The organism is Pantoea sp. EKM10T (assembly GCF_011800685.1).
GTDB classification, from domain to species: Bacteria; Pseudomonadota; Gammaproteobacteria; order Enterobacterales; family Enterobacteriaceae; genus Pantoea; species Pantoea agglomerans.
On the sequence record NZ_JAALEU010000003.1, the window covers coordinates 316,502 to 341,915 of the forward strand.

Below are 25,414 nucleotides of genomic sequence, written 5' to 3' on the forward strand. Positions count from 1 at the left end.
CCTGTTCTCCTTTTATTGACGAGTGACGCTGAGTAAAGGCGTACCTGCAGTGACCGCAGTCCCTGCCACGGTCATCACCTCAGGATACTCATCGCTGTTAGTGATAATGATCGGTGTTGCCAGGTCATATCCGGCATCGAGAATGGCCTGACGATCGAACTCCAGCAGCAGATCGCCGGCACTGAACGTGTCGCCCACTTTTACATGTGCCGTGAAAGGTTTGCCGTCGAGCCTGACGGTATCGATACCCACATGGATCAACAGCTCAATCCCGCTGTGACTCAGCAGCCCTATGGCGTGACGGGTCTGAAACAGGGAGGCCACCTCTCCCGCAAAAGGCGCAATGACTTTATTATCAGAAGGGATGATGGCCACACCCTGTCCCAGCAGGCCACTGGCAAAGGTTGGATCGGGAATCTGACCAAGCCCCAGAACGGTGCCCGTCATCGGTGACAGAATGTCATCTTCGCCAGGGGTAATCGGGAGCGCTGCGTCTGGCGCCGTGTTTCGGGGCATGCCCGCTACCAGCGTCATGCCGCAACCCAGTGTCAGCGCGAGTAGCGTCCCGGCAATACCGCCCCATAACGTGGAATCCACACCGCCAGGTGGGATCATCTGTGCGATGGTAAAGATGTTGGCAAAACCAAATGAATAAACGTGGGTGCTGCTGAGGCCGACAATGGCACCGCCAATAGCGCCCGCCACGCAGCCAAAGATAAAGGGACGGCGCAGCGGCAGATTAACGCCATAGACGGCCGGTTCAGTGATACCAAAGATCCCTGCGGTCACGGATGAACCCGCCAGCATCTTCTGTCGTGCATCCCGACTGCGCAGAAACACCCCCAGCGCCGCGCCAACCTGGCCCATGACAGCAGGCAACAGCATGGGCAGCATTGAGTCATGCCCCAGTACGGCAAGATTGTTGATCATCAGTGGCACCAGTCCCCAGTGCAAACCAAAAATCACACAGACCTGCCACAACGCGCCCAAGGCGGCACCAGCCAGCCAGGGTGCCAGCGCATAAATCCACTGGTAACCGTTTGCCAGTATCTGACTTAAGCCTGTGGCCAGTGGGCCAATCACCAGGAAGGTCAGCGGCACGGTGACGCTCAGACAGATCAGTGGCGCAAAGAAGTTTTTCATGGAGGCGGGAAGTCGCCGGCTGCTCTGTTTTTCCAGCCAGCAACTAACCCATGCAGCGAGAATAATCGGGATAACCGACGCACTGTAATTAAACCAGGTTACAGGGATGCCGAGAAACGCGTCCGTCATTTCACCGGACTGCTGGCTGGCATTAAAAGCTGCAATCATCGTCGGGTGGGTCAGCGCCCCGCCAATCACCATGGTAATAAAGGGATTGCCGCCAAATTTCTTCCCGGCGGTGTAGCCCAGCACCAGAGGAAAGAAGAAAAACAGGGCATCACTGGCTGCAAACCAGATTTTATACGTTCCACTTTCAACAGAAAGCCAGCCAAAGACCACGGCCAGCGCCAGTAAACCTTTTAGGATCCCTGAGGCGGCGAGAATGCCGATAAACGGGGTAAAAATGCCTGACACAATGTCGATCAGATGGTTGAAAACATTACCCCCGGTCTTTTCCCCTTCTGTTGCTGCAGAAAGCTCATCAGCAAGCCCAGCTTCACTACGCACAGCCTGCCAGACATCATGAACGTGGTTGCCAATCACCACCTGAAACTGCCCGCCGCTTTCAACGACCATAATAACGCCCGGATTTTTCTTCAGTCCTTCAGCATCGGCTTTATGGTTGTCTTTCAGTTTGAAGCGTAACCGGGTGGCACAATGAACCAGACTAACGATGTTCTCCCGGCCACCAATATGGCTGAGGATATCCTGCGCCAGCGTGTGATATTCCATCTCGATTTCCTTACAACCGATGCCTGCGGACATCAGTTAACTGAGCCAAAAATGAAAAAAACCTGAGAACGTCCTCCTTTCAGAGGCCGCGCTCAGGTTTTGCCTGCGTAAAGCAGTAACAATCCGGTTTATGGAGCTTATTGCCCCTCTTTTCTCACCCGTTCGATGTTAATGGCGAGAAACATGATCTCTTCTGCGGTCAGATCACGCTGATAGCTTTGTTGCAGATGCTGCGCGATTTTCACCGCACATTTCCAGGCTTTGGGATAGTTATCTTTTACTGCTGTATGCAGCGATACATCGTCATCGTCCACCACGGTACGCGTCAGCATCCGCTGAGCAAAAAACTTCAGATGAGTGACAAAACGCTGGTAACTCAGCGACGATTCGTTGTACTCCAGCTGCAATTGATACTTCACCAGTTGCAGAATTTCCTGCATAACCCGGGTGACATGCATCACTTCCGGCATTTCATTATTGAGCTGCGCCGTTACCAGATGCAGCGCGATAAACCCGGCTTCATCCTCTGCCAGCTCGACATTCAGACGACGGGAAATAATAGCTCTGGCCTCCTGACCCAGTTCGAACTCTTTGGGGTAGAGGCGTTTGATATCCCACAGCAACACATTTTTAATCGCCAGACCTTTATTCTGCCTTTCAATGGCAAAGTAGCAGTGGTCGGTCAATGTGATATACAAGCTCTCCTGCAATGTCCCCAGACGTTGTGTTGCCAGATCAATAATGCGGTCGCAGGTGGTCATCACTTCAGGAGGGATCTGGTGTAACAACTCCTCCAGACGACGTACCAGCAGATCACTTTGCAGCGCAAATACCTTCTCAATGTGCGCAGCGTTGAGACTGTCACCGATGCGCTTCTGGAAAGCCAGTCCACGCCCCATCACGACCTGTTCGCGTCCCTGCTCATCCTGAACCATCACCACGTTGTTATTAAGAATTTTGGCGATTTTCATCGGAACCCCAGAAACAAAAAAACCTGACATCCGACAGAGGCCAGAAGTCAGGTTTTGCCTGCCTAAGCAGTAACAATCCAGTTCGGGAACTCTATCAGTTTTAGTCGTGACCTCAATCTGTCAGGGCAAAAAGCGTGACAGCGATCGAAATCCTCTTATTAACTTAAAAAGTGACTACCGTGTTGAGTTCAGTCACCCAGGCATCCTGCGTGTGGCGATACCCGCCGGACGAGACCAGTATTAAAGCCCAGGGTGCGGTTCCGGGCAGCAAAAGGGGTATGACGCTCAGTGGAATGAAAACTCACGTTATGGAAGGAAGATGGTCATGCGAGGAAGGTCGTCTGAAAAAGCGACTAATGGACTGCAGTGTTCATTAACTGCCATTTAGCGACTAAAAACACACCGCTTTGAACGCTTTTGTCACTGATCACAATGTTTTGATTTATCGGACGAAAAGTTTTTAACGTGTGAAATCGTTCTGTTGAGCGTCAGAGCCCGTTATGCAGGGTAAAAGAGTGGAAGGAAGACTATCTGTAAAGGATTTAGCAGGAGAACAGCTCAAACCGCTATTCAGAAACAGCAACGCCGGAAGGTTCGCTTCCGGCGCTGTTGAGATTACGCAGCTTTAACGGCGCGTACTTTCTTTGCAGCAGGCTCTTCCTGCGACTCATCCGCGCTGTCGTCTGAGACAGCTTCTGGCTGAGAGACGGGTGCTGCTGCCGCTTCCGGCAGTTTGCTGGTGCGCAGAATATGCTGAACGGCATCTTTCTGCTCTGCAATCAGCAGGCCCAGCGTTTCCGCCTGAGATTCTTCCAGTGCAGGTTGATGCTGTAACAGCCAGTCGGTGAAGGCTTCGGCCATATCGAGCATTTTGTCGTAGGCATCGGCCTCTTTCTTATTGGCAAACGTCATCTTCTCTTCACCCTTTCTGACTACTACAAATTTTGTTTCAACAGCCATCTTCTCGCCCTCAGGTACTGTGTATACATACAGTATATCATGCCGATCCTGCTTTGCCAGCAGAGAATAGAGTTTATCGGTTGTGCACGGGCTAACCTTAACCTGGCACAGGCTTTTTTCATTTTTCCTGACGCATTCTCCGCCGCGAGGGCCGGCGGCTACACCAGCAGCTCTTCAAGAAACATCGCCAATGCCTTACGGGGATCGTCCTCTTCCGAGACGATCACCTCAATCCCCCACTGCCCCAGCACCTCTTTGGCCACCGGGTTGTTCCGGTTAGTGAACAGGTACGATTTTGGCCGGGCGGTTGCCAGCCCGGTGCGGCCCCACATCTTGGTCAGACGGTAAAACAGCAGGCGAATATTGAAATCACTGATGCTGTAGCCGACAAACAGTACTGAGTTGCCCATCACATCGTGAGTCAGTTTGATGTCGAGCGGCGAATCAAAATAGAGGCGTTCAAAATAGCTGCTCTCATCGAGCACGATTGAGGTGTCATCATCAAAATCACCGTGCAGCTTGATGATGTGACGCTTATCTTCAGTGAGAGAAACCAGGTCCGCGGCGTTTGCCACTTTATAATAGGGTACGCCGTGCGCTTCATGCGCCGCTTCCAGCCAGCGATCGTAATTGGTGGTGTAGATACGCGAAAAGTTACCCTGGGTAATCATGGTATGAATTTCAGAAGAGCGGACATCAATATCGGGGCGATGCCATTCGCGATCCATCCAGCTGCGCAGCGGGCCAAGCGAACCTTTTTTCTGTTTGTAATACTCCGCCAGCGACAGGTGCGTGCCATAGGTATTGAAGATTTTTGGATCGTAACCCAGCTCATTAGCAAGATGCGCAATCAGTTCATGCCACTCGGGCAGGCCAAAATTGCGCGAAATACCGGCACCGGCAAACAGAATCAGTTTGCCGGAATCATAGGCGCGTTTGAGTTCAGGTTTCATGCCATGCCCCGCGAGGTTTTTAAAAAGGTGGCGAAGCGATCCAGCGCGATGCGCCGCATCGAGATCTCATTCTTGAGTTCGCCCATTTCAGCAAACGTCTGCTCATAGCCTTCGGGAATAAAGACGCAGTCCCACTGAAAGCCGCGCGTTCCGGCAGGTTTCGCGGCGATAGTGCCGCGCAGTTCACCCGAAAACTGGTACATTTTGCGGCCATCGCAGTAGCCCAGCACCGTTTTGGCCGTCACGGCCTGGCTGTCGAGCCCCTGTACCAGCGCGGTAAAGCGCTCAGCGTCCAGGCGGTTCCAGAAGATGCGGGTCAGACCGGCGGGCAGGCCATTGAGGCCATCCAGATAGAGGCCGGTATGCTCCACAAACAGCGGTCGCCCAATCAGCGAAAAGGCTTTGGTCAGTTTGTCGCGCACCAGGTCGAGTTCGTTTTCAGTCTGAATTTCTTCGATGCGACGGGCGATGGGCAGAACTTCGACCCCGACAGGTTCGAGTATTTTGCGCACCTCCGCCAGCTTTTGCTCATTGGCAGAAAGGAATCTGATTTTCATGGGGCTTCCAGGTCAATTACTCCGCCACGCAGTGAGGATTTTACGGAAACAGGCGGGCAGGATAAATCACTAACGCTGGAGAGTGTAGTTCAATTCTGTGCTCATCAGGTTGAAGTGCGCAGAACCGGCCGCAGCAGGCGAGCCGGTTCTGCAGACTCAGTAAACAATGCCGGGTGGATTCACCGTGGACTGAGTGATGGCCTCATCCTGTTCGCCCCAGCGTGCCAGCACCTGCTGATACTGCCCGCCTGCGATGGTGCCATCCAGCGCAGCCTGCAGCGCGGGTGCCAGGCCATTGCCCTTTTTGGTGGTCACGGCGACCCAGGCGCGAAACGGTCCGCTGCCAACCAGCTTTGTCTGTCCGCGTGACGCCACTTTCCAGGCCGCCATCGAGTGAGGGCCAAACATCGCATCTGCCCGTCCCGACAGTAGCGTCAGCGTCGCGGAGGCATCATCAGTCAGGTAAATCGGCGTTACCGCAGGCAGACCTTTAGCCCGGTTCTGCTCATCCCAGCTCAGTAAAATACGCTCCTGATTGGTGCCCGAGGCGACGATAATCCGCTTACCGGCAATATCCGCCGGACTATTAATTTTGCTGATATGACTGTCGCTTTTCACCGCAAAAGCGTGGTTGTCGGCGCGATACGTTGCAAAATCGAACTTCTTCTTGCGCTCTTCGGTCACGGCAATATTGAACATCGCAACATCATAGCGTCCGGCGCTGATGCCCAGCGGCCAGTCCTCCCAGGAAGCCGGAACCAGCCTGAGTTTCAGCCCCAGGCTATCAGCAAGGAGTCGGGCGATATCGGGATCGCTGCCGATCCGCGTGACGTTATCAGACGCCAGCAGCGACAGCGGCGGCGAGTTGGTCGCCGAGGTAGCGACCGTCAGGGTGCCCGGTTCAATAAAGCGGTAATTGTCCGGAATTTGAGCAATAGCCTGCGGATTGGCCGGGGCATGAATCGGCGTCTCGTTTTGCAGGACATCGAGCTTCTCAGCCGCAGAACAGGCCAGCGCCGGAAGCAGCGTCAGAACCGTTAACGTTAATGCCCTCATAACACGCGCGCCAGAAAACGGCGGGTGCGCTCATGACGCGGATTATTGAGCACCTGGGTGGTGCTGCCCTGTTCCACAATCCGGCCATCCACCATAAAGACCACGTTATCCGCCACTTCCCGGGCAAAGCCGATCTCATGCGTCACAATCACCAGCGTAGTGCCGGAACGCGCCAGCTTTTTAATTACATCCAGCACTTCGCCCACCAGTTCAGGATCCAGCGCAGAGGTCGGCTCATCGAACAACATGACCCGTGGATTGAGCATCAGCGCACGCGCAATCGCGATGCGCTGTTGCTGCCCGCCCGACAGGTGACGCGGCCACGCATCGGCTTTATGCCGCAGGCCCACAATATCCAGCAGTTCGCCTGCACGCTGTATCGCTTCCGGTTTCGTTAACTGACGATGGGCAATCGGCGCTTCAATCAGGTTATCCAGCACGCTGAGGTGTGGGAACAGATTGAAGTTCTGGAACACGTAGCCGACATTGATGCGCTGGCGCAGAATCGCCTTCTCTTTCAGTTCATACAGCTTATTGCCGCGCTGCTGATAGCCGATGTAGTCGCCATCAATCTGAATAAATCCTTCGTCGACCCGTTCCAGATGATTGATGGTGCGCAGCAGCGTGGATTTACCGGAGCCGGACGGCCCGAGGATCACCGTGACGGACCCCGGTGCCAGTGACAGCGATACATCATCCAGCGCTTTATGTTTACCAAATCGTTTACTGACGCCGGTGATGCTGATGGCACCGGTAGTGTGTGAGGTGCGGTAATCAATGGCTTCGGACATGGCTGATCTCCTCGGTCGGATGAAGTGGCGTGACGCGGTTGCGCCATTGTCGCCAGCGCGACGGTTGCGGTTCACGGGTGACACTGCGGGCCATCCAGCGTTCGGCGTTGTACTGAATCACGGACAACACGGTGGTGATAATCAGATACCAGGCGGCACCGACCATCAGCAGTGGGATTACTTCCTGATTGCGGTTGTAGATCATCTGGATGGTGTAGAACAGCTCCGGCATCGCCAGCACATAAACCACGGATGTGCCTTTCGCCAGACTGATGATCTCGTTGAACGCGGTGGGAATAATGGCGCGCAGCGCCTGCGGCAGAATGATGCGGAAGGTGCGGCGTGTGGCAGAGAGACCCAGCGCGGACGCGGCCTCTACCTGACCGTGATCGACGCCGAGGATCCCGCCGCGAATAATTTCCGCGCTGTAGGCCGCCTGCACCAGCGTCAGACCGATAACGGCTGCCTGAAACTGCCCCAGCACGTTAATCGTCTGATACGCCCCCCAGGAGAGGCCGGTAAACGGAATGCCGACAGACAGGGTGTCGTAGAGATAGGAGAAGTTATAAAGAATGATCAGCACCACAATCAGCGGCAGTGACCTGAACAGCCAGATATAACCCCATGCCAGCGTGCTCAGCAGCCACGATGAGGAGAGCCGTGCCAGCGCCAGCAGACCGCCCAGAAACAGACTGAATATTGTACCCAGCAGCGTCAGCAGCAGCGTCTGGCCCAGACCGTGGAGGATCACCGGATCAAAGAACCAGCGGGCAAACACGCTCCATTCCCAGCGCGGATTAAAGGCCACTGACTGCACCACGCCTGCCAGAATAAACAGCGCAACGATAGCCCCTGCCGTGCGTGCCGGGTAGCGTGCCGGCACCACCTGCAGATGTTGATGTTTGCTCATGGTCACTCCTTAACTCGCCGCGGCGACGTTATAGACGCCGATCACTTTGATAAAACGCAGTCGTCCGTCGTGCGGCGGCTGGCCATAACGCTCCAGATCCCCGCTGAGATCGAACTGTGGCTGATAACCGTGACCGGTATAGAGCCGCACCGCCTCCGGCTGACGGAAGCCGGTGGTGAGAAACAGCCGCTGATATCCCGCCTGTAAGGCGCGACGCTCCAGCTCCTGTAACACCACCAGCGCCAGCCCCTGACGCCGCAGATCGCTGCGGGTCCAGATGCGCTTCAGCTCGGCGGTCTGCGGGTCATAGGGTTTATAAGCGCCCATCGCGATGATCTCGCCGTCACGCTCCAGCACGATAAACAGCCCCTGCGGCGGCAGATACCATTCGGTCAGCTCCTGTTCCAGCTCGTTACGACGGGAAAAATAGTCGCCATAGCGTGCGGAATATTCGCCAAACAGGCCGCCCAGGATCGGTTGCAATTCCGGCGCGTCGGGTGAAACTTCGCGAAAAGTGGATTCACTCATGGTCAGCTCCTTAGTCGCCCAGCCCGGCGGGATTGATTTCAGAACGATCGATCTTCTCAACACCTTCACCCCAGCGGTTCAGCACCTTCTGATAGTCACCGTTGCCGATCACGCCGTTCAGCGCGGTGCTGATCGGTTCCGCCAGGCCGCTGCCTTTCTTCACGGTAACGGCAATGTGCGCCGCTTTGGGCCAGCCGCCATCGACGCTGCCGACCAGACGGGTTTTACCGGTCAGTGCCGCTTTCCAGGCACCAATCACATTGGGACCAAAGTAGGCATCAGCCCGGCCAGCCTGAAGAGCCAGCGTCTGAGCGGCATCATCTTTGGTATAAACCGGCGTAAAGGCTTTCAGTCCCTTTGCCTGATTCTCTTTATCCCACGCCAGCAGAATCGCCTCCTGATTGGTGCCGGATCCCACAATGATCCTCAGCCCGGCAATATCTTCTGCTTTGGTCAGTGACTTTATCGGGCTGCTGGTTTTGACATAAAAGCCCAGTGAATCTTTGCGGTAGGTGGCGAAGTCGAACTTCTCTTTACGATCTTTGGTCACGGTAATGTTGGAGATCGCCGCGTCATATTTGCCCGAGGCCACGCCCAGCGGCCAGTCTTCCCATGAAGCTGGTACCACGTTGAGTTTTAATCCCAGGCTGTCAGCCACCAGCCGGGCAATATCCACTTCGCTGCCAAGCAGGGTTTTATTGTCATCGGAAAACACCGTTAACGGCGGGGAGTTCAGCGCTGCGACTGCCACGGTAAAAGAACCCGGCACCACAAAATGGTGACCCGCAGGCAGTTGCGCGATCGCCTCCGGATTCTTCACGGTATTGATCGGCGCTTTGTTAGCTTCAAGGCTGACGCGCTGGCCGTTATAGGAGACGCTGGTATCTTCAGCCAGCGCATGGCTACTGGCCGCCAGAATAAGCAGGGCGATAAGACGCGATGTTTTGTTCATGGCTTGTGCTCTTATTGTGAGGTGAACTGATTAACGGGTTGTTTCAGGGCGAAGCTGTCACGAAGCGTGCTGCCCGGATAGTCGCGGCGCGTCAGACCGCGAGCCTGCAAAATCGGCCCCACGCGGTCAACAAAACGTTCAAAGGTATCGGGCGTGCCGCCATTAATGATGAAGCCGTCAGTAGCCTGGGTTTCAAACCAGAGCTGCAGGCCATCCGCCACCTCTTCCGGCGTGCCGTGAAACAGCGGGCGTGGCGTTGCCGCTTCCAGTGCGGCTTGGCGCAGGGTATGCCCATGCTGCTGTGCTTTGCGTTTGATCTCGTCGGTGGTGCTGCGGAAGCTGTTCTGACCGATGTCACCGATATCCGGGAACGGCTGATCCAGCGGGTACTGAGAGAAGTCGTGATGGTCGAAGAAACGCCCGAGGTAGTTAAGCGCATCGGTAATCGACACCAGCGCCGCCGTGGTCTGATACTGGCGTTCCACGTCCTCGGCATCATCGCCAACAATCACGCTGACACCCTGGAAGATGTGCAAATCGTCTGGCTGACGGCCATTCGCCACCAGTTGCTGTTTCACATCCTGGTAAAATGCCTGCGCCTCTTCACGCGTCGGCTGATGGGTGAAGATGGCGTCAGCATGACGCGCTGCCAGTTTTTTACCGTCGTCGGACGCGCCAGCCTGGAAGATAATCGGACGACCCTGCGGCGTGCGGGCGATGTTCAGCGGCCCCTGCACCTGGAAGAAATCACCGTGATGATCGAGCGTGTGCAGCTTCGCCGGATCGAAAAATTGTCCGCTGGCCTTATCACGTACAAAAGCATCCTGCTCCCACGAATCCCACAATCCTTTCACCACCTGCAGATACTCATCGGCAATGCGGTAACGCAATGCGTGCTCCGGGTGCTGCTGACGCGAGAAGTTTTTGGCCGAGCCTTCCAGCGGTGACGTCACCACGTTCCAGCCCGCACGCCCGCCGCTGAGGTGATCAAGGCTGGCAAACTGACGCGCCACGGTGAAGGGCTCGCTGTAAGAGGTCGATACCGTGCCAACCAGCCCCAGATGTTCAGTGACGCCCGCCAGCGCCGAGAGCAGCGTCAGCGGCTCAAAGCGATTCAGAAAGTGCGGGATCGACTTTTCGTTAATAAACAACCCGTCGGCGACAAACAGAAAATCGAGTTTGCCCTGCTCCGCCTTGCGGGCGATTTTTTTGGCGTAATCCAGATTAATACTGGCATCGGCCTGCGCCGCCGGATGGCGCCAGGCAGACATGTTTCCCGATGCGCCATGCAGAATGGTACCCAGCCGAAGTTGTCTTGTGGTCATGATGCTCTCTCTTTTTTAGTCGTAGCGATGCCCGACGACGGTGGTCAGAACCATCGTGCTGTAACGGGTTGCAGATGAATTCAGTTCAGAATGGCTTCCCGACATCGCGCGTTAAGATGTTGCAGCGCCTGGCGAGCCAGTCGGGCGAAGTAGTCGGCGGCGGGCGCAATCAGCGCCTCATCCGGGGTAAAGCTGGCATGGTGCAGACCAAAGTCACTGGCGCTGCCGATGCTGACAAACGCCCCCGGCACCTGTTGCAGATAGAAGGCAAAATCCTCACCCAGCAGATGGAGATCGGCGGTCTGCACCCGATAGCCCGCCTGCTGCGCCACTTCGCTGCTGAAGGTCGCCCAGTGCGCATCGTTGATCAGCACTGGCGGGCCAGGATGCCAGCTCAGGGTTGCCTGCGCGCCATTGGCTTCGGCGAAGTGCTCAACCAGCGTGCGCACCCGCTGTTCCAGTTCGGCGCGCACCTGTAAATCGTGGGTTCGGGCCGTGCCGCCAAACTCAACGCCGCCGGGTAATACATTCCAGCTTTTGCCGCCGTCGATGCGGGTAATGCTCAGTACCAGACTGTCCAGGGCATTGAAGCTGCGGCTGGTGAGCCCCTGTAACGCCTGGATAATCTGGCTGGCCGTCACAATGCTGTCGACACCCTGCTCCGGATACGCGGCATGTGCGCCTTTGCCGGTGACGTGGATAATAAATTTGTCAGCATTCGCGTAGAACGCCCCGCTGCGGGTGGCAAAGGTGCCGACGGGCAGCGAAGGCTCGTTGTGCATCCCGAAGATAGCCTGCACCTCATCCAGTACGCCTGCCTCAATGAAATGACGCGCCCCGCGCGCTATCTCTTCAGCGGGCTGAAACAGGATGCGCACCCGGCCAGCTAACCGATCGGCTTGTGCGTTGAGCTGTAACGCCGCACCCAGCATCACCGCGCTGTGCAGGTCATGGCCGCAGGCGTGCATCACGCCAGGATGGCGGGAGTGAAAACGCACCCCGCTCGCCTCATGGATCGGCAGCGCATCGATGTCGGCGCGCAGCGCGATCACCGTCTCTCCGCTGCCAATTTCTGCCACCACGCCGGTTTCCAGTGGATAGTCCAGCAGCCGGATGCCCGCCGCCTGCAACCAGCCCCGCAGTCGCGCGGTGGTGGCGAACTCCTGACCCGACAGCTCCGGCCAGGTGTGCAGTTCGCGTCGCCATTCAATCAGTTGTGACTCAGGGTTCATGATGACTCTCCACTGACGGGGATTCAGGCTGCGACCAGATGATGCGTGGCCAGCAGTTCAAGTGACTGCAGACGTGCAACCGGCTCAGTAATCGGCGTGTCGATAACAAACTCATCAATGTCAAAATTATGATGCAGCGCGTCCAGCTGGGCATGAACCTGCGCCGCCGTGCCTTTCAGAAGTGACGGCGTGCGCGGCTCAATCTGATAATCGCGGTATCCGCCCTGACGCACATAGCGCTCCGCCTGTTCCAGACTGGCGACGTTGACGCTGGGGCCATCTTTCACCGCTACATGGTAGTGACGAAGATTGGCTACCAGCAGGTCAGCCCCGGCGGGTGAGTCGGCTACCACCACCTGCACGGCCACCAGGGCGCGCTGACCCTGGCTCAGGCGGGAGTAGGTACTCAGCGCATGCTCCAGTAACTGGCGGTCGCCATTGAGGTGAGCGGCAAAGACAAACTGCCAGCCCAGACTCGCGGCCAGACGGGCGCTCTCTTCACTGGCACCCAGCAGAAAACGGTTCGCCGGACGTGACGGCAGTGGCGTGGCGGCTAAACCCTCATCGTCAGGATCAGCCTGACCGGGCTTCAGCCAGCTATCCAGCAGCTGAAGCTGTTCGGCAAAGCTCCCTTTTTTAGCGGCATCAACACCCTGTTGCAGCGCATGGGTGGAGAGTGGAAGTCCGCCCGGCGCTTTGCCCACGCCGAGGTCAATGCGGCCCGGCGCCAGCGAAGCGAGCAGATTAAAGTTCTCTGCCACTTTATAAGGGCTGTAGTGCTGCAACATCACGCCGCCCGATCCGACGCGAATATGTCGTGTCTGGGCAATGATCCAGGCAATCAATACCTCAGGTGAAGGACTGGCCAGCTGCGCGGTGTTGTGATGTTCCGCCAGCCAGAAGCGGTGATAACCCCACTCCTCTGCCCGCTGCGCCATCTGCAGCGTGCGCTGCAGCGCCGCGGTGGGTGATTCACCCTGCAGCACGGGCGCTTTATCTAACAGACTTAATCGATATGCCATTCACCTGGTCCTTGTTTATTCCGGTTGCAGACCAGTGTGCTGCGCAGTCGATCATTGGTAAAACATCATATTGTTTTATGCATTATTGATTTCGTCATAATGGAGAACAGTGAGAAGTGAAAGAGGGAAAACGGGCTCTGAAACGGGAAATCAGGCAGATATTTTGCGTATAACGCTATTCGATGCCTGATATTCATGTGAGTAAAATCGGTTAGATGGCAAAGGTTTGCAGAAAATCGTCTTACGTATGGAGAGATGACAGTTGTTAGCCACGACTGCAGGAATTTCATTCATCAGGGATTGAGCATTACTGAGTCGACTCTTAACGGGGCAGAAAAATGAGGCTGGCAAATAAGTCTTGTAAGCATTCGTACAAGTCAGAGGCTACACAGCATGTAGCCTCCGGAATATTGTTAACTGGCCGTAACCTGGCTGATCATTACGCCCTTGATTGTGCTGTTTTCACGATAATATTGAAGGCAATTCAACTGAGTAAATTCTCCGTATCGACGTGAATCATTGCAATATTGGTTAATTTTCTCTTCTGGCTTACTGGAGAACGTCGAGAACAGAGTGTCTGAAGATGCGTTGAGTAAAGGGATACCTGTAACAGAGACATTCAAATACCCTTTATATTCAGAACACTCTTTTTTCGTTCCCTCGCTCGCAATGGCTATCGTCGTTAAGTCTCCCTGCCCCATCTCATTATCCGAAATAAACCAGAAGTTTACATTTCTGGATGTGAGGCAGAGCCACGATGCCTGATTATCCTGGTTAACCACAGCTCCGGTCTGTTTTGCAATGTCTTCAAGGCGGCTAAACTCCATTGCAAAAAGCCTGTCACCAATGATTACTTCGGGAACTAAGTCTTTGCGTGTGTCGTGATAAGTGACGGATGATTTGTCATCATAATAACTGGCGCCGAAGCCAGTCATCTGAGTAGCCATCACAGCAGGAGAAAATATTGTAATGATAAGAAGTGATTTCATTTAACATTTAACTCCCTGTCACCACTTGCCCATATGCTTTTTCTTACACTGAGTGAAGCGATTATACAACCTTCAGATGAATCCAGCGGATGCTTCTTACTTGCTCCATGAATGCGAAACGCAGAGCGGCCACACATGGCATTGCTCAGAGCGGGTGTGAGGTCGAGAGTATATTTTCCGGTATGAACTGAATTATGCGGAGAACCAATGGTATAACTGCCCCTGGGTAGTGGGCCTTTGCTGCTTACGCACTCCTGAGAAAAATCATTCTTATAACCTGTCGCCCCGGCGTAATCTGCGGTGTATGTTTCACCATTGCGGCTGAAGGTGTGTGTTGTGACATCATATTCCCATGCCATTATCCATTCCTCTCGTTCCATGAATCAGAATAAATGACATTGCCGTCCAGATAATGCCATGTAATTTTTTTATAGGAAAAATCAATAAACTCAGCATGATTGTGCCTGGCCCACTGGTGTTTTTTAACATCCATCATCAGGGAATCTACTTCTGTAACCTTAATGTTCTCAAGGCTGGTTCTAAAATACTCCTCCTCCTGTCCGTTATTATTTATTCTATAGAATTTAAATACTGCTGACTTTAATGTCTTCCCTGTACACAGGGCTTTGTAAAGCCAGGGAGAAGAACTGTCAATTTCTTTCATAAATGAGAATGAACTATGTAAGCATTTTGCAGTGATTTTTCCGGTTAAAGTATCTGTGGGTTGTTCAATAGAGTGCATTAGTTCGCTAACTTCTATACTTCCCTCTCTGCCTTTTACATCAACGCTTCCTTTTATGGTTTTACCACTATCATCCATAAGCCATAGATAAACTGGAATAGTCATTACAAACTCCCTTTTATTATCAGACAGTGTAATAATCATCTGTTATATCTTTTTAGCAAGAGAGTATTGGAAGGGTTTTTGATATCAATCAAGTGATGGCATTTCTTTGGGTTTTTTAGCGAAAAAACAAGTTAAGCCATCAAGTAATTACTCATGTACATTAAAATCATAATGATATTGAACAACTTTATTTTTAGATGAAAGATCATTTTGTCTGATGGTACCGAGAGCGGCTGATTAAAGCATGCTGCCTGGCACACTTGCTTACATGCCAAAGCGCAAACTCCATCCCGGAGTCAGCTGATTCAGGATCGCTTGCCTGTCGATGTCTGCGCAAAGTAATAGCGTTGATATGCGTAAAAACAGGTGTCCAAAGCGTATTTTTCTAAGGCCGTTGCGAGTTTTGTTTCAACGGGAAAAATCGGGTGTTGATAAGCGCCACATTGACTTCACATGGAACGCCGTCGTCGAGATAAACAGTTTCATTAAGCTGAATGACAGCATCCCCTTCAGCTAAATTAAGCAGAGTAAGCGACTGTGTATCCGTAAGATTGACGGCCGTTAAATGCTGGTCCCTTAGCTGCACTTTCTTACCGGTAACTTCTTCAATGTAGGCATATTTTGACAGTTCCAGCTTGCTGAACTCCATGCTGCTAAACATATTAACCGGCAGGTGAATATGTTCCAGAGCTACCGGGATGTCATCGAAACACATCAGGCGTAAAATTTTATAGATCTGATCGCTGTTTTTAATACGCAGCGCCTGAGCGATATCAGCAGAAGGAACCTTGATTATGCTGACCGATATGATTTTCCTTACACCTTTATGACCATTTCTTTGCGCCTGATAATCAAAAGGTGAAAGCACATGATATCGGTTCGCCTGGCTACTCATTTCCGTGGAACCGACAAAAATACCCGACCCTTTAACCCGGTAAATTCTCTGCTGCTCCACCAGAATGCGTGTGGCTTCACGCACCGTTGCGCGAGTAATGCCGATACTTTTGGCAATTGATATTTCGGTATCCAGTTTCTCTCCGGGTCGAAGGCCATCATCCTTAATTTTATTGAGGATGTAATCAACAACCTCTTTTTGTTTTTCAGTAATGCCATCAACCATTGGCTTTCTTCCCGTTTGAGTGAAGGACAGACTCCCTCTAATCCGTGTCAGTACAGTTCTGCCTGACATTGCCGGATGAGTACCACTTCCGCTAGCTGAATATGTGATCAACTTATCAAATTGGCACTGATGTTAAGCCTGATAAGCAATATTTTAACTTTACATGTTGTGTCCGTACACGTCGAAGGACATCATCAGGATGACTAGACACCTTTAACATGTACAGATGTGATGACCGTTGTGAAATATAACCCCATCTGAACAATGAGAAAATATTTTTTTAATAACTCCATGAAAATCATGACTTTTAAGGATGTTACCTCCTTTTACTACATTCGATTTTTGTATCGCTCTGCTGACAAAAAGTTTATCTAAAAAAGTGATAACGGGGTTTTTGAGGGAAACTGACTGTAGATACTCAGGAATTTATGAAAAATCGGAATGCATAACAGGCCCTGTTCCGGTTGAGAAAATTTTATATGAGATGGGTTATGCGCAACCGGGAGCAGGCAAACGCCACACGGTTTATGCGTTTAGTTAAATTTTATTGCGCATTTAAACAGGAGGAGTAAGACGATGTCACACCTGGCTAAGTGGTTAAATAACGAGAAAATCCAGTACGTCGAAAGCGTGACTGACTGGCAGGAAGCGTTAGTTATTGCGGGACGTCCTCTGCTCAGTGAGGGCGCAATATCGCAGGATTATATTGATGCGATTATTCAGCAAAAAGAGGAGATCGGCCCCTTTTTTGTCATCGCGCCCCAGATTGCCATGCCCCACGCACGCCCGGAACAAGGCGCACACAAACTGGGGTTGTCGATTGTGCTGCTGGGTACAGCAGTGAAATTTGACTCCGAAGAGAACGACCCGGTGAAGGCTATTTTCATGTTTGCCGCACCGGACAGTAATAGCCATATCGAAATGATCTCCCAACTGGCGGAAGTGCTGTCCGATGAAGAGATCATGGCGCAGATATTCAATGCGAGCAGTAAAGAAGCGCTCATGACGATTTTATCAGGCGTTTAGTCTGCCCGTTGAAACGCGACTTTTAATCATTAATTAATGAGGTTTGATATGAAAATTATGGCGGTGTGTGGTTCAGGTTTAGGCAGCAGCTTCATGATGGAAATGAACATCAAGAAAGTGCTTAAAACGATCGGTGTTGAAGCTGAAGTGGAACATTCGGATCTCGGCTCTGTCACCCCCGATGTGGCGGATGTTTTTGTTATGGCCAAAGACATTGCTTATAGCGCAAACCTTCCTGAACAGAAGGTCATCATCATTAATAACATCATTGACCTGAAAGAAGTGGAGCAGAAAATACGTGAGTATTTTGATAAAAAGTGACGCTAATAATTAGATAAACACCTTACCCTCGAGGTTAATATGTTTACTCAAAATCTTTTGCAGTTCGTCGTCGACGTGCTGAAAGTGCCCTCTATATTAGTCGGACTGGTGGCATTTTTCGGACTGATTGCGCAGAAGAAGCCGTTTCCTGATGTTATCAAGGGCACGGTAAAAACTATTCTGGGCTTCCTGGTGCTGGCAGGCGGTGCGACCGTTCTGGTCGGTTCACTGACGCCACTGGGCGACATTTTTAAACATGCGTTTGATGTTCAGGGCATCATTCCTAATAACGAAGCGATGGTCTCTATCGCTCTGGCAAAATATGGTGCGCCTACCACGATGATCATGGCCTTCGGCATGGTCGCCAACATCGTAGTCGCCCGCTTTACCCGACTGAAATATATCTACCTCTCAGGACATGTGACGTTCTATATGGCCTGTATGATCGCGATTATTTTATCGGTTGCTGGTTTTGAAGGTATTCAGCTTATTTACACCGGGTCACTGCTGTTGGGCATTCTGATGGCCACCTTCCCGGCGATCGCCCAGCCCTATATGCGTAAGATCATTGGTGGCGACCATGTCGCGCTGGCGCATACCGGGACAATTGGCTATGTCTTATCAGGCTGGATCGGCTCTTTGGTAGGCAAAGGATCTAAATCCACCGAAGAGATGAACATGCCAAAAAACCTCAGTTTTTTGCGTGACAGTACCATCTCGATCTCTCTGACGATGATGATTATCTACTTAATCTTGTCGGTGTCTGCCGGTAAAGACTATGTAGAGGCTAATTTCAGCAATGGTCAGAACTACCTTGTTTACTCCTTTATCCAGGCCATTACCTTCGCGGCGGGTGTCTTTATCATTCTGCAGGGTGTGCGCTTAATCCTGGCTGAAATTGTCCCTGCCTTTACCGGCTTTTCAGAAAAACTGGTTCCGGAAGCCAGACCGGCGCTGGATTGCCCGATTGTCTTCCCCTACGCCCCGAATGCGGTGCTGGTTGGCTTTATCTCCAGCTTTGTCGGTGGCCTGGTGGGGTTGTTTGTTCTCGGTCAGCTGCATTGGGTATTAATTCTGCCGGGTGTGGTTCCTCACTTCTTCTGTGGCGCTACGGCTGGCGTGTTTGGTAATGCGACCGGCGGCAAGCGTGGTGCGATTTGCGGTGCCTTTGCTCATGGCCTGTTAATCACCTTCCTGCCTGTCGCCCTGCTGCCGGTACTCGGACAGATAGGGCTTACCAACACCACCTTCTCGGATACCGACTTCGGCGTCACCGGCATCCTGCTGGGTAATATGGCTCACTTTATGGATAAGGGAACCATCACCATGATTATCACCGGCATTTTTGGCTTGTTAGTGATTTATAACTTTACGGCTAAAAAGAAGGTGCCTGTAGAAACGAATGCAGGGTAATAGTAACGCTTAATGGCAACCAGAAAGGGCAATGAGCGCTTTCTGATTGTTTGCGGAATACCTTCATCATTCAGTTTCCAGAAAAAAAACCGCACTCATATAAGTTCAGGCTAAGTTATTCAGCGAATGCTTCAAACGGCAGGTTAAAACGCGCTGCCAGTCGGGCTTTATGTTTATCCGTCAAAGGACGATCACCACGCAGGATACGACTGACATAAGAGCGCTGCCCTATTTCATCCGCAAAAGAGGATTGAGTCAGGCCGTGCTGATCCATGATGACTCGCAAAAGTGCTACTCCGCGCGGAATAGCATCAGTACGCGCGTTAAACGCAGCGAACTCAGGGGCGCTGTTTTCGTATCGGGCGACTTTATCAGACAGTATCTCTACTAACGGGCTGTCCGGCTGGTGCTCAACCAGATATTCAACCAGTTCCAGCGCCTGCTCGTAGTCCCTTTTATCGGTACTGCCTCCCAGAAAGGGAACAATTCTGACCAGGTCATTGGTCGCCTGGATTGCTTCGGTAATCATTCTTTACTCTCCCGGTACTTCTTCACCAGCTTGTCATATTCCGCATGCGTCACGATGTGTTTGATAAAAATTTTGCCGCGATCAAAGTCAGCATAAAACATGATTCTCAGGCTGTTTCCGCCCACATCGATTACCCACCACTTTTCCCGGTACTTCATGCGGTCAAGGCTCTGAAAGCGAATTTTCAGCGCATCTGGCGTGGCAAAGTTTTCGTCCCTTAGGACCAGATAAGCCGCATCCAGTGCGGAGGCATGATTTGGATAAATTATTGCCGCTTCCCTGAACGGCCCTCTTGAGATGATATGCATTTTTCTCTCAAACTTTCCATGTTGGAAACATTCTAACCCACAAAGCTAATGTTTCCAACATGGAACACACGCAGATGAGTTCTGAATGAATTGCTGGCGCTAAACCTAGTAAAAAAAGGACTATTCCGATCCAGAAAAGTGATCAACATCACATTTTCAACATTAGACATACTAATAAATAAAATTTAACAACAAAACATTTGAATGATAATGATTAACATTTACACTCTCATCCGCATATAACAAAGCGTTTAACGCTGCCAAATCCACAAATAATATGCGGTATTTACTCTTTTTAAGGTGAAAACACTAATCCACTTAATGGTCAGGGTTTTTATCTGGTTAGTTAGTTTTATGTTTACTGGAGTTGTTGAGCGGACATCCAACGCTGCTGACCTTACGTCGGCAGGGTCACTGGTATTAACGCACAGGAACTGAACATGCTTTTACGCTCATCCACTCAGGCGGCACAGGATCTCGCGCCAGCATCCAACGCCAGCGGTGCCGAAACGGCTATTTTTAACGATCAGCAACTGGCGGCCTGGTCGCAGCAGACTCAGGAGGTGCTGGCGCTGATGACCCGTACCGTTACCGGCGTTGAGAAGCCTTTCAGCGGTATCCTGCCCCATGAACTGGCGGCGGAATTCAGTGAGGTCGATCTCGATCGTCCGCTGGGTAACAACGATGACGCCCTGACAGAGCTGAGCCAGCTCTATCTTCGTGACGCCGTCTGGTTTCACCACCCTAAATACCTGGCGCACCTGAACTGCCCGGTCGTGCTGCCCTCTCTGATGGCTGAGCAGATTATGGCGGCGGTGAATAGCTCGGTCGATACCTGGGATCAGAGCGCAGGCGGTACGCTGATTGAGCAGAAGGTGATCGACTGGACGCTTGGCCGCATCGGCCTGCCTGCCGGATCTGATGGGATCTTCACCAGCGGTGGCACCCAATCCAACCTGATGGCAATGCTGCTGGCGCGTGATAGCTGGTGCGCGGCACATCATCCGGGGCATCTGATTAAGCATCGCGGCCTGCCTGAGACCGCGTCGAAATGGCGAGTGTTTACCTCAAAACTCAGCCACTTCAGCATCCAGAAATCGATGGCGATTTTAGGGCTGGGCTATGACGCAGTTATCGCCGTTGATCACGACGCCCACTACCGTATGGACGCAGCGTGCCTGGCTAAGGAGATCGAGAAATGTCGCAGTGAAGGGCTGATCCCGATTGCTGTGGTTGCCACCAGCGGCACCACGGACTTTGGCAGCATCGATCCGCTGCCGGAGATTGCCCGTCTTTGTGACAATTATGGTTTGTGGATGCACGTTGACGCCGCTTACGGCTGTGGGCTGCTGGTCTCAGAGAATCATCGCTCACGCCTGAATGGCATTGAACGGGCTGATTCCGTCACCGTCGATTATCACAAATCTTTCTTCCAGACCGTCAGCTGCGGTGCGTTCTTTGTGCGGGACAGCCACAATCTGAAGCATGTCACGCACCATGCAGATTACCTGAATCCGCTCAGCGCCCAGCAGGAAGGCACACCGAATCTGGTCAACAAAAGCATTCAGACCACCCGCCGATTTGATGCGTTGAAAATGTGGCTGACCCTGCGCGTGATGGGTCCGGCGGCGCTGGGAGACGCTTTCGATACGCTGATAGAGCTGACACAGGCGGCTCATGAGCGGTTAACTGCGCATCCTGCTATCGAAGTGCTGCACGCGCCTGAGCTGACCACCCAGATTTTCCGCTACGTGCCCGGCAAAAACGCCAGCGACGCACAGATCGACGAAATCAACGCCGCTATCCGTAAAGCGCTCTTCCGCTCCGGCAACGCAGTGATTGCAGGAACCAAAGTCGATGGGCGTCAGTACCTGAAATTCACCCTGTTAAATCCCACCACGACCATCGCCGACATCGAAGATGTGCTAAGCCTGATCGCGCACTATGGCCGCGAGCAGGTACGTGCGTCTGCGCTGAACGCGGCGAAACAGTGAGAGCTCTGAAATGAATAATTCCGTTTACGATTTTATTGGTATCGGTATCGGCCCTTTCAACCTGAGTCTGGCCTGTCTGAGTGAGCCGGTTGAGGGACTGAACGGTCTTTTCCTGGATGAGAACCCGGGCTTTGACTGGCACACCGGCATGATGCTGGAAAATGCCCATCTGCAGACGCCGTTTATGGCCGATCTGGTGACGCTCGCCGATCCGACCAGCCCTTACAGCCTGCTTAACTACATGAAGGAAAAGGGGAAATTATACTCTTTTTATATCCGTGAAGACTTCTTCCTGATGCGCAAAGAGTATAATCAGTACTGCCAGTGGGCCAGTTCACGGCTCTCTAATCTGCGCTGGAACAGCCACGTTGAGTATGTCAGCTACGATGAGGCGGCTGGCGTCTATCAACTCCAGGTGACCGACACCCGGAATGGTCAGAAACAGAACTATCTGGCACGACATCTGATCCTCGGCACCGGGCCTAAAGCCTGGATGCCGGAGTGCAGCCAGCCGCACCGCCAGCGCCTGACGCACTCAAGCCACTATCTGGTCAACAAAGCGGAACTGCAGCAGAAGCGTTCCATCACCGTGCTGGGCAGCGGCCAGAGCGCGGCAGAAATCTACTACGACCTGCTGACCGATATCGACCGCTTTGGCTATCAGCTCAACTGGATCACCCGCGCGCCGCGCTTCTATCCGCTGGAGTACACCAAGCTCACGCTGGAGATGACCTCGCCGGAGTGGGTCGACTATTTCCACGCGCTGCCCGCCAGCACCCGTGACGAACTGAATGCGCGCCACAAGAATCTCTACAAAGGCATCAACAGCAGCCTGATTAACGACATTTATGACCTGATGTATGTAAAACAGCTCGATGGCGATCTGAACGTTAACCTGTTTACTCACTCGGCGCTGACCGCTATGCGCTGGCTGCCACAGGGAGAGTTCGAGCTGACGCTGCATCAGGAGGAGCAGGATTGCACCTTCACCCGTCGCACCGAAGGACTGGTGATGGCGACCGGCTATCACTACCAGCCACCGATGTTTTTAGAGGGCATCAACGCCCGCCTGCGCTGGGATGACAAAGGCCGCTACGACGTGCAGCGCAACTACAGCATCGATTATCACAATCAGATCTTCGTGCAGAACGCCGAACTGCACACCCATGGCTTTGTTACGCCGGATCTCGGCATGGCCTGCTACCGCAACTCGGTGCTGCTGCGCGAACTGACCGGACGCGAGGTCTACCCGATCGAGCGTCAGATTGCCTTCCAGACCTTCCCGGCTAAATCGGAGCACTGAGATGAGTTCACAAACACTGTTCAGCGCCGCCCGCCCCGCAGGCCAGTTCACCCTGAGGCCCATGCTCGCCAGCGATGCGCCGCTGATTCATCGCTGGGTCACCCGCGATTACGCCCGCTTCTGGGGCATGCAGCAGCAGAGCCTGAATCAGGTCGCTGAGTTCTACCAGACGCTGACTGCAGCCGATCCCCATGCTGCGCTGATTGGTTGCTGCAACGACCAGCCGGTCTGCCTGATTGAGTGCTATCGCGCCTGCGACGATGAGGTCGGCAAATTTTATCCTGCCGCACCCGATGATTACGGCATGCATATTCTGATTGCCCCCGCCAGCCAGCCGATCAGAGCCTTCAGCTGGCAGGTCTTCACGCTGGTGATGGACTACATGTTCAGCCGCCCCGAGGTGCGCCGCGTGGTGGTAGAGCCAGATGTGCGCAATGAGAAGATTCACGTGCTGAATAAGCGTGCCGGGTTCCGCTATCAGCACACCATCGACATGGGTCATAAAACCGCCTGGCTGGCCTTTTGCCAGCGGGAAGATTATCAACACGCGTTACTGCAGGAGTCGCAGACTATGAACACCCCCTCTTCGCTGATGAACGGTACACATCTGACGGGCGACCACTGGGCGCAGGCAAACCGCATGCTGATCCGTAAAGCGATTGCCGAGTTCGCGCATGAGAAAATCATTACGCCACAGGAGTCGGGCGACGGCAGCTATCAGCTTGCGGTGCCAGGCGGTGAAGCGAGCTACCATTTCCGGGCGTCGCGGCTGGCGCTGGATCACTGGGAAATCGATGCCGGCTCACTGCGCAAGCAGGAGAACGGTCGTGATCTGCCGCTGGATGCGCTGAAGTTTATCGTGGAGTTTAACGGGGAGATCGGTATTACACAGGCGCTGCTGGCGACCTACATGGAAGAGATCAGCAGCACGCTGTGCAGCAGCGTTTATAAGCTGCAGAAGAATAATCCTGACAGCCAGGCGCTGGTCTCAGCCGATTTCCAGACGGTGGAAGCGGCGATGACCGAAGGCCATCCCTGCTTTGTTGCGAACAACGGGCGTATTGGCTTCGATGCCCATGATTATCTGGCGTATGCGCCCGAGGCCGCCGCGCCCGTTCACCTCATCTGGGTCGCGGTTCATCGCCGCAACGCCCATTTCTCCAGCCTCAGCGAGCTGAGCTATGAGCAGTTGATGCGTGATGAACTGGGCGACACCACCCTGGAGCAGTTTACTGCGCAGCTGGTGAATAAAGGGCTGGCGGTTGAGGAGTATATCCTGATGCCGGTGCATCCGTGGCAGTGGCAGAACAAACTGCTGACCGTATTTGCGGCGGACATCGCCAGTCACGATATTGTTTATCTCGGCACCGGAGACGATGCTTACCAGGCGCAGCAGTCGATCCGCACCTTCTTTAACCGCAGCCAGCCCACGAAGCGCTACGTGAAAACCGCCCTGTCGGTGCTGAACATGGGCTTTATGCGCGGACTGTCCCCCTACTATATGGCGACAACGCCTGCGATAAACGGCTGGCTGGAACAACTGGTTGCTGGCGATGCGTGGCTGAATCGCTGTGATTTCCGCATCCTGCGCGAAGTCGCGGCGGTCGGCTATCACAACCGCTACTATGAGCAGGCGATCAAAGGCGACTCCGCCTATAAAAAGATGTTCGCAGCGCTGTGGCGGGATAATCCTGCGGCCAGCCTGCAGTCCGGCCAGCGTCTGATGACCATGGCCTCTTTCCTGCACGTCGATCACCATCAGCAGGCACTGCTGCCAGCGCTGATAGCGGATTCTGGTTTGCCCGCGAAGCAGTGGATAGAACGCTACCTGACCTGCTATCTCAGCCCGCTGCTGCACTGCTTCTATCAGCATGACCTGGTGTTTATGCCGCACGGTGAAAACCTCATCATGCTGCTGGAGAACAACGTGCCGGTCAGTGCATACATGAAGGATATTGGCGAAGAGATCGCCGTGATGAATCCGGATGCGGTGCTGCCGGAAGGCGTGCAGCGTCTGGCGGTGGATGTGCCGGAGAACCTGAAGCTGCTCTCGATCTTCACCGATGTGTTTGACTGCATCTTCCGCTTTATCAGCGCGATTCTGCATCAGTCAGGAACGCTGCCGGAGGAAGAGTTCTGGCAGGCGGTGGCGCAGTGCGTGAAGGATTACCAGCAGGCGCACCCGGAGCATGCCACTAAGTTCGCGCGCTATGACATGTTCGCGCCGGAGTTTACCCGCTCCTGTCTGAACCGCCTGCAGCTGGCGAATAACCAGCAGATGATAAACCTCGCCGATCCCGCTGAGAATCTCAAGTTCGCCGGAACGCTGAACAACCCGATTGCCCGCTGGCGATAAGCGTTACACCGTCACGCTGAAATTATGCGGTCACCCTGGTGGCCGCTTTTTTAATGGCTTTATCGCAGGTATCCGT

Annotated in this window: 25 protein-coding genes; 6 read left to right on the forward strand and 19 right to left on the reverse strand. The window is 53.3% G+C overall.

The window, feature by feature from the left end:
- Nucleotides 1-12: 12 nt before the first annotated feature.
- The 17 genes from bglF to HFD95_RS08030 all read right to left on the reverse strand — a co-directional run bounded on the left by bglF (nt 13) and on the right by HFD95_RS08030 (nt 16,088).
- A complete protein-coding gene (gene bglF, locus HFD95_RS07950) occupies nt 13-1,875 on the reverse strand; it encodes a PTS beta-glucoside transporter subunit IIABC (RefSeq protein WP_167430074.1) in 1,863 nt (620 codons plus the stop codon).
- A 137-nt stretch (nt 1,876-2,012) separates the two neighbouring features.
- On the reverse strand, nt 2,013-2,846 hold the full coding sequence (licT, locus tag HFD95_RS07955; RefSeq protein ID WP_167430075.1) for a BglG family transcription antiterminator LicT: 834 nt from the start codon (nt 2,844-2,846) through the stop codon (nt 2,013-2,015).
- Between the two features lie 615 nt (nt 2,847-3,461).
- A complete protein-coding gene (locus tag HFD95_RS07960) occupies nt 3,462-3,806 on the reverse strand; it encodes a YebG family protein (protein WP_167430076.1) in 345 nt (114 codons plus the stop codon).
- Between the two features lie 158 nt (nt 3,807-3,964).
- On the reverse strand, nt 3,965-4,759 hold the full coding sequence (locus tag HFD95_RS07965; protein WP_010247078.1) for an SIR2 family protein: 795 nt from the start codon (nt 4,757-4,759) through the stop codon (nt 3,965-3,967).
- On the reverse strand, nt 4,756-5,316 hold the full coding sequence (locus HFD95_RS07970; RefSeq protein WP_010247077.1) for a non-canonical purine NTP pyrophosphatase: 561 nt from the start codon (nt 5,314-5,316) through the stop codon (nt 4,756-4,758). Before HFD95_RS07970 ends, HFD95_RS07965 begins: the two co-directional genes overlap by 4 nt.
- A gap of 156 nt (nt 5,317-5,472) precedes the next feature.
- Nucleotides 5,473-6,372: an ABC transporter substrate-binding protein gene (locus HFD95_RS07975; RefSeq protein WP_010670374.1), complete on the reverse strand. Its 900-nt coding sequence runs from the start codon at nt 6,370-6,372 to the stop codon at nt 5,473-5,475.
- Entirely contained in the window at nt 6,369-7,163 is a 795-nt protein-coding gene (locus tag HFD95_RS07980; protein WP_010247075.1) for an amino acid ABC transporter ATP-binding protein, read from the reverse strand. The genes HFD95_RS07975 and HFD95_RS07980 overlap by 4 nt, the downstream gene beginning before the upstream one ends.
- Nucleotides 7,147-8,073: an amino acid ABC transporter permease gene (locus HFD95_RS07985; protein ID WP_010247074.1), complete on the reverse strand. Its 927-nt coding sequence runs from the start codon at nt 8,071-8,073 to the stop codon at nt 7,147-7,149. The genes HFD95_RS07980 and HFD95_RS07985 overlap by 17 nt, the downstream gene beginning before the upstream one ends.
- A gap of 9 nt (nt 8,074-8,082) precedes the next feature.
- A complete protein-coding gene (locus HFD95_RS07990; RefSeq protein ID WP_010247073.1) occupies nt 8,083-8,601 on the reverse strand; it encodes a GNAT family N-acetyltransferase in 519 nt (172 codons plus the stop codon).
- 10 nt (nt 8,602-8,611) lie between these two features.
- On the reverse strand, nt 8,612-9,553 hold the full coding sequence (locus HFD95_RS07995) for an ABC transporter substrate-binding protein (RefSeq protein WP_031590717.1): 942 nt from the start codon (nt 9,551-9,553) through the stop codon (nt 8,612-8,614).
- Nucleotides 9,554-9,564: 11 nt separating this feature from the next.
- Nucleotides 9,565-10,878 (reverse strand): LLM class flavin-dependent oxidoreductase, encoded by a 1,314-nt coding sequence (locus HFD95_RS08000; protein WP_167430077.1) that lies wholly within the window; start codon nt 10,876-10,878, stop codon nt 9,565-9,567.
- An 80-nt stretch (nt 10,879-10,958) separates the two neighbouring features.
- Nucleotides 10,959-12,110, reverse strand: a complete 1,152-nt coding sequence (locus HFD95_RS08005) for an amidohydrolase (RefSeq protein ID WP_163641343.1) — start codon at nt 12,108-12,110, stop codon at nt 10,959-10,961.
- A 23-nt stretch (nt 12,111-12,133) separates the two neighbouring features.
- The gene (locus HFD95_RS08010) at nt 12,134-13,132 is read right to left on the reverse strand and encodes an MsnO8 family LLM class oxidoreductase (protein WP_033780263.1); all 999 of its coding nucleotides are present in this window, start codon (nt 13,130-13,132) and stop codon (nt 12,134-12,136) included.
- A gap of 413 nt (nt 13,133-13,545) precedes the next feature.
- Nucleotides 13,546-14,121, reverse strand: coding sequence for a hypothetical protein (locus HFD95_RS08015; protein WP_064690796.1), 576 nt, complete (start codon nt 14,119-14,121; stop codon nt 13,546-13,548).
- Complete coding sequence (locus tag HFD95_RS08020; protein ID WP_071941147.1) at nt 14,118-14,480, reverse strand: tlde1 domain-containing protein; 363 nt, start codon at nt 14,478-14,480, stop codon at nt 14,118-14,120. Before HFD95_RS08020 ends, HFD95_RS08015 begins: the two co-directional genes overlap by 4 nt.
- Complete coding sequence (gene tssD / locus HFD95_RS08025) at nt 14,480-14,968, reverse strand: type VI secretion system tube protein TssD (protein ID WP_064690961.1); 489 nt, start codon at nt 14,966-14,968, stop codon at nt 14,480-14,482. The genes HFD95_RS08020 and tssD overlap by 1 nt, the downstream gene beginning before the upstream one ends.
- Before the next feature lie 385 nt (nt 14,969-15,353).
- Complete coding sequence (locus tag HFD95_RS08030) at nt 15,354-16,088, reverse strand: GntR family transcriptional regulator (RefSeq protein ID WP_010247068.1); 735 nt, start codon at nt 16,086-16,088, stop codon at nt 15,354-15,356.
- Between the two features lie 576 nt (nt 16,089-16,664).
- Between HFD95_RS08030 and HFD95_RS08035 the strand changes: the two genes are divergently transcribed.
- From HFD95_RS08035 to HFD95_RS08045, 3 genes are read left to right on the forward strand one after another with little or no spacing between them, the layout of a single operon-like run.
- Entirely contained in the window at nt 16,665-17,114 is a 450-nt protein-coding gene (locus tag HFD95_RS08035; protein WP_010247067.1) for a PTS sugar transporter subunit IIA, read from the forward strand.
- 48 nt (nt 17,115-17,162) lie between these two features.
- Nucleotides 17,163-17,435, forward strand: coding sequence for a PTS sugar transporter subunit IIB (locus HFD95_RS08040; protein ID WP_061703161.1), 273 nt, complete (start codon nt 17,163-17,165; stop codon nt 17,433-17,435).
- A 39-nt stretch (nt 17,436-17,474) separates the two neighbouring features.
- A complete protein-coding gene (locus HFD95_RS08045) occupies nt 17,475-18,848 on the forward strand; it encodes a PTS ascorbate transporter subunit IIC (RefSeq protein WP_033773374.1) in 1,374 nt (457 codons plus the stop codon).
- Between the two features lie 115 nt (nt 18,849-18,963).
- Here the strand turns inward: HFD95_RS08045 and HFD95_RS08050 are convergent, their stop codons facing one another.
- Both HFD95_RS08050 and HFD95_RS08055 read right to left on the reverse strand, forming a co-directional pair.
- The gene (locus HFD95_RS08050; RefSeq protein ID WP_010247064.1) at nt 18,964-19,377 is read right to left on the reverse strand and encodes a type II toxin-antitoxin system HigA family antitoxin; all 414 of its coding nucleotides are present in this window, start codon (nt 19,375-19,377) and stop codon (nt 18,964-18,966) included.
- Complete coding sequence (locus HFD95_RS08055) at nt 19,374-19,685, reverse strand: type II toxin-antitoxin system HigB family toxin (protein WP_010247063.1); 312 nt, start codon at nt 19,683-19,685, stop codon at nt 19,374-19,376. The genes HFD95_RS08050 and HFD95_RS08055 overlap by 4 nt, the downstream gene beginning before the upstream one ends.
- A gap of 440 nt (nt 19,686-20,125) precedes the next feature.
- Here HFD95_RS08055 and HFD95_RS08060 point away from each other — a divergent pair, with 440 nt between their 5' ends.
- Genes HFD95_RS08060 through HFD95_RS08070 form a run of 3 tightly spaced genes read left to right on the forward strand, consistent with a single transcriptional unit; the run spans nt 20,126 to nt 25,338 of the window.
- Nucleotides 20,126-21,679 (forward strand): aspartate aminotransferase family protein, encoded by a 1,554-nt coding sequence (locus HFD95_RS08060; protein WP_010670382.1) that lies wholly within the window; start codon nt 20,126-20,128, stop codon nt 21,677-21,679.
- 10 nt (nt 21,680-21,689) lie between these two features.
- Nucleotides 21,690-22,982: a lysine N(6)-hydroxylase/L-ornithine N(5)-oxygenase family protein gene (locus tag HFD95_RS08065; RefSeq protein ID WP_010247061.1), complete on the forward strand. Its 1,293-nt coding sequence runs from the start codon at nt 21,690-21,692 to the stop codon at nt 22,980-22,982.
- Nucleotide 22,983: 1 nt separating this feature from the next.
- Nucleotides 22,984-25,338: a GNAT family N-acetyltransferase gene (locus tag HFD95_RS08070; RefSeq protein ID WP_167430078.1), complete on the forward strand. Its 2,355-nt coding sequence runs from the start codon at nt 22,984-22,986 to the stop codon at nt 25,336-25,338.
- The last annotated feature ends 76 nt before the right edge of the window (nt 25,339-25,414 follow it).

What these genes read in the sequence shown, in the direction of transcription:
- bglF (WP_167430074.1), bottom strand. Translation starts at nt 1,875, where the DNA reads ATGGAATATCACACGCTGGCGCAGGATATCCTCAGCCATATTGGTGGC.
- licT (WP_167430075.1), bottom strand. Translation starts at nt 2,846, where the DNA reads ATGAAAATCGCCAAAATTCTTAATAACAACGTGGTGATGGTTCAGGAT.
- HFD95_RS07960 (WP_167430076.1), bottom strand. Translation starts at nt 3,806, where the DNA reads ATGGCTGTTGAAACAAAATTTGTAGTAGTCAGAAAGGGTGAAGAGAAG.
- HFD95_RS07965 (WP_010247078.1), bottom strand. Translation starts at nt 4,759, where the DNA reads ATGAAACCTGAACTCAAACGCGCCTATGATTCCGGCAAACTGATTCTG.
- HFD95_RS07970 (WP_010247077.1), bottom strand. Translation starts at nt 5,316, where the DNA reads ATGAAAATCAGATTCCTTTCTGCCAATGAGCAAAAGCTGGCGGAGGTG.
- HFD95_RS07975 (WP_010670374.1), bottom strand. Translation starts at nt 6,372, where the DNA reads ATGAGGGCATTAACGTTAACGGTTCTGACGCTGCTTCCGGCGCTGGCC.
- HFD95_RS07980 (WP_010247075.1), bottom strand. Translation starts at nt 7,163, where the DNA reads ATGTCCGAAGCCATTGATTACCGCACCTCACACACTACCGGTGCCATC.
- HFD95_RS07985 (WP_010247074.1), bottom strand. Translation starts at nt 8,073, where the DNA reads ATGAGCAAACATCAACATCTGCAGGTGGTGCCGGCACGCTACCCGGCA.
- HFD95_RS07990 (WP_010247073.1), bottom strand. Translation starts at nt 8,601, where the DNA reads ATGAGTGAATCCACTTTTCGCGAAGTTTCACCCGACGCGCCGGAATTG.
- HFD95_RS07995 (WP_031590717.1), bottom strand. Translation starts at nt 9,553, where the DNA reads ATGAACAAAACATCGCGTCTTATCGCCCTGCTTATTCTGGCGGCCAGT.
- HFD95_RS08000 (WP_167430077.1), bottom strand. Translation starts at nt 10,878, where the DNA reads ATGACCACAAGACAACTTCGGCTGGGTACCATTCTGCATGGCGCATCG.
- HFD95_RS08005 (WP_163641343.1), bottom strand. Translation starts at nt 12,110, where the DNA reads ATGAACCCTGAGTCACAACTGATTGAATGGCGACGCGAACTGCACACC.
- HFD95_RS08010 (WP_033780263.1), bottom strand. Translation starts at nt 13,132, where the DNA reads ATGGCATATCGATTAAGTCTGTTAGATAAAGCGCCCGTGCTGCAGGGT.
- HFD95_RS08015 (WP_064690796.1), bottom strand. Translation starts at nt 14,121, where the DNA reads ATGAAATCACTTCTTATCATTACAATATTTTCTCCTGCTGTGATGGCT.
- HFD95_RS08020 (WP_071941147.1), bottom strand. Translation starts at nt 14,480, where the DNA reads ATGGCATGGGAATATGATGTCACAACACACACCTTCAGCCGCAATGGT.
- tssD (WP_064690961.1), bottom strand. Translation starts at nt 14,968, where the DNA reads ATGACTATTCCAGTTTATCTATGGCTTATGGATGATAGTGGTAAAACC.
- HFD95_RS08030 (WP_010247068.1), bottom strand. Translation starts at nt 16,088, where the DNA reads ATGGTTGATGGCATTACTGAAAAACAAAAAGAGGTTGTTGATTACATC.
- HFD95_RS08035 (WP_010247067.1), top strand. Translation starts at nt 16,665, where the DNA reads ATGTCACACCTGGCTAAGTGGTTAAATAACGAGAAAATCCAGTACGTC.
- HFD95_RS08040 (WP_061703161.1), top strand. Translation starts at nt 17,163, where the DNA reads ATGAAAATTATGGCGGTGTGTGGTTCAGGTTTAGGCAGCAGCTTCATG.
- HFD95_RS08045 (WP_033773374.1), top strand. Translation starts at nt 17,475, where the DNA reads ATGTTTACTCAAAATCTTTTGCAGTTCGTCGTCGACGTGCTGAAAGTG.
- HFD95_RS08050 (WP_010247064.1), bottom strand. Translation starts at nt 19,377, where the DNA reads ATGATTACCGAAGCAATCCAGGCGACCAATGACCTGGTCAGAATTGTT.
- HFD95_RS08055 (WP_010247063.1), bottom strand. Translation starts at nt 19,685, where the DNA reads ATGCATATCATCTCAAGAGGGCCGTTCAGGGAAGCGGCAATAATTTAT.
- HFD95_RS08060 (WP_010670382.1), top strand. Translation starts at nt 20,126, where the DNA reads ATGCTTTTACGCTCATCCACTCAGGCGGCACAGGATCTCGCGCCAGCA.
- HFD95_RS08065 (WP_010247061.1), top strand. Translation starts at nt 21,690, where the DNA reads ATGAATAATTCCGTTTACGATTTTATTGGTATCGGTATCGGCCCTTTC.
- HFD95_RS08070 (WP_167430078.1), top strand. Translation starts at nt 22,984, where the DNA reads ATGAGTTCACAAACACTGTTCAGCGCCGCCCGCCCCGCAGGCCAGTTC.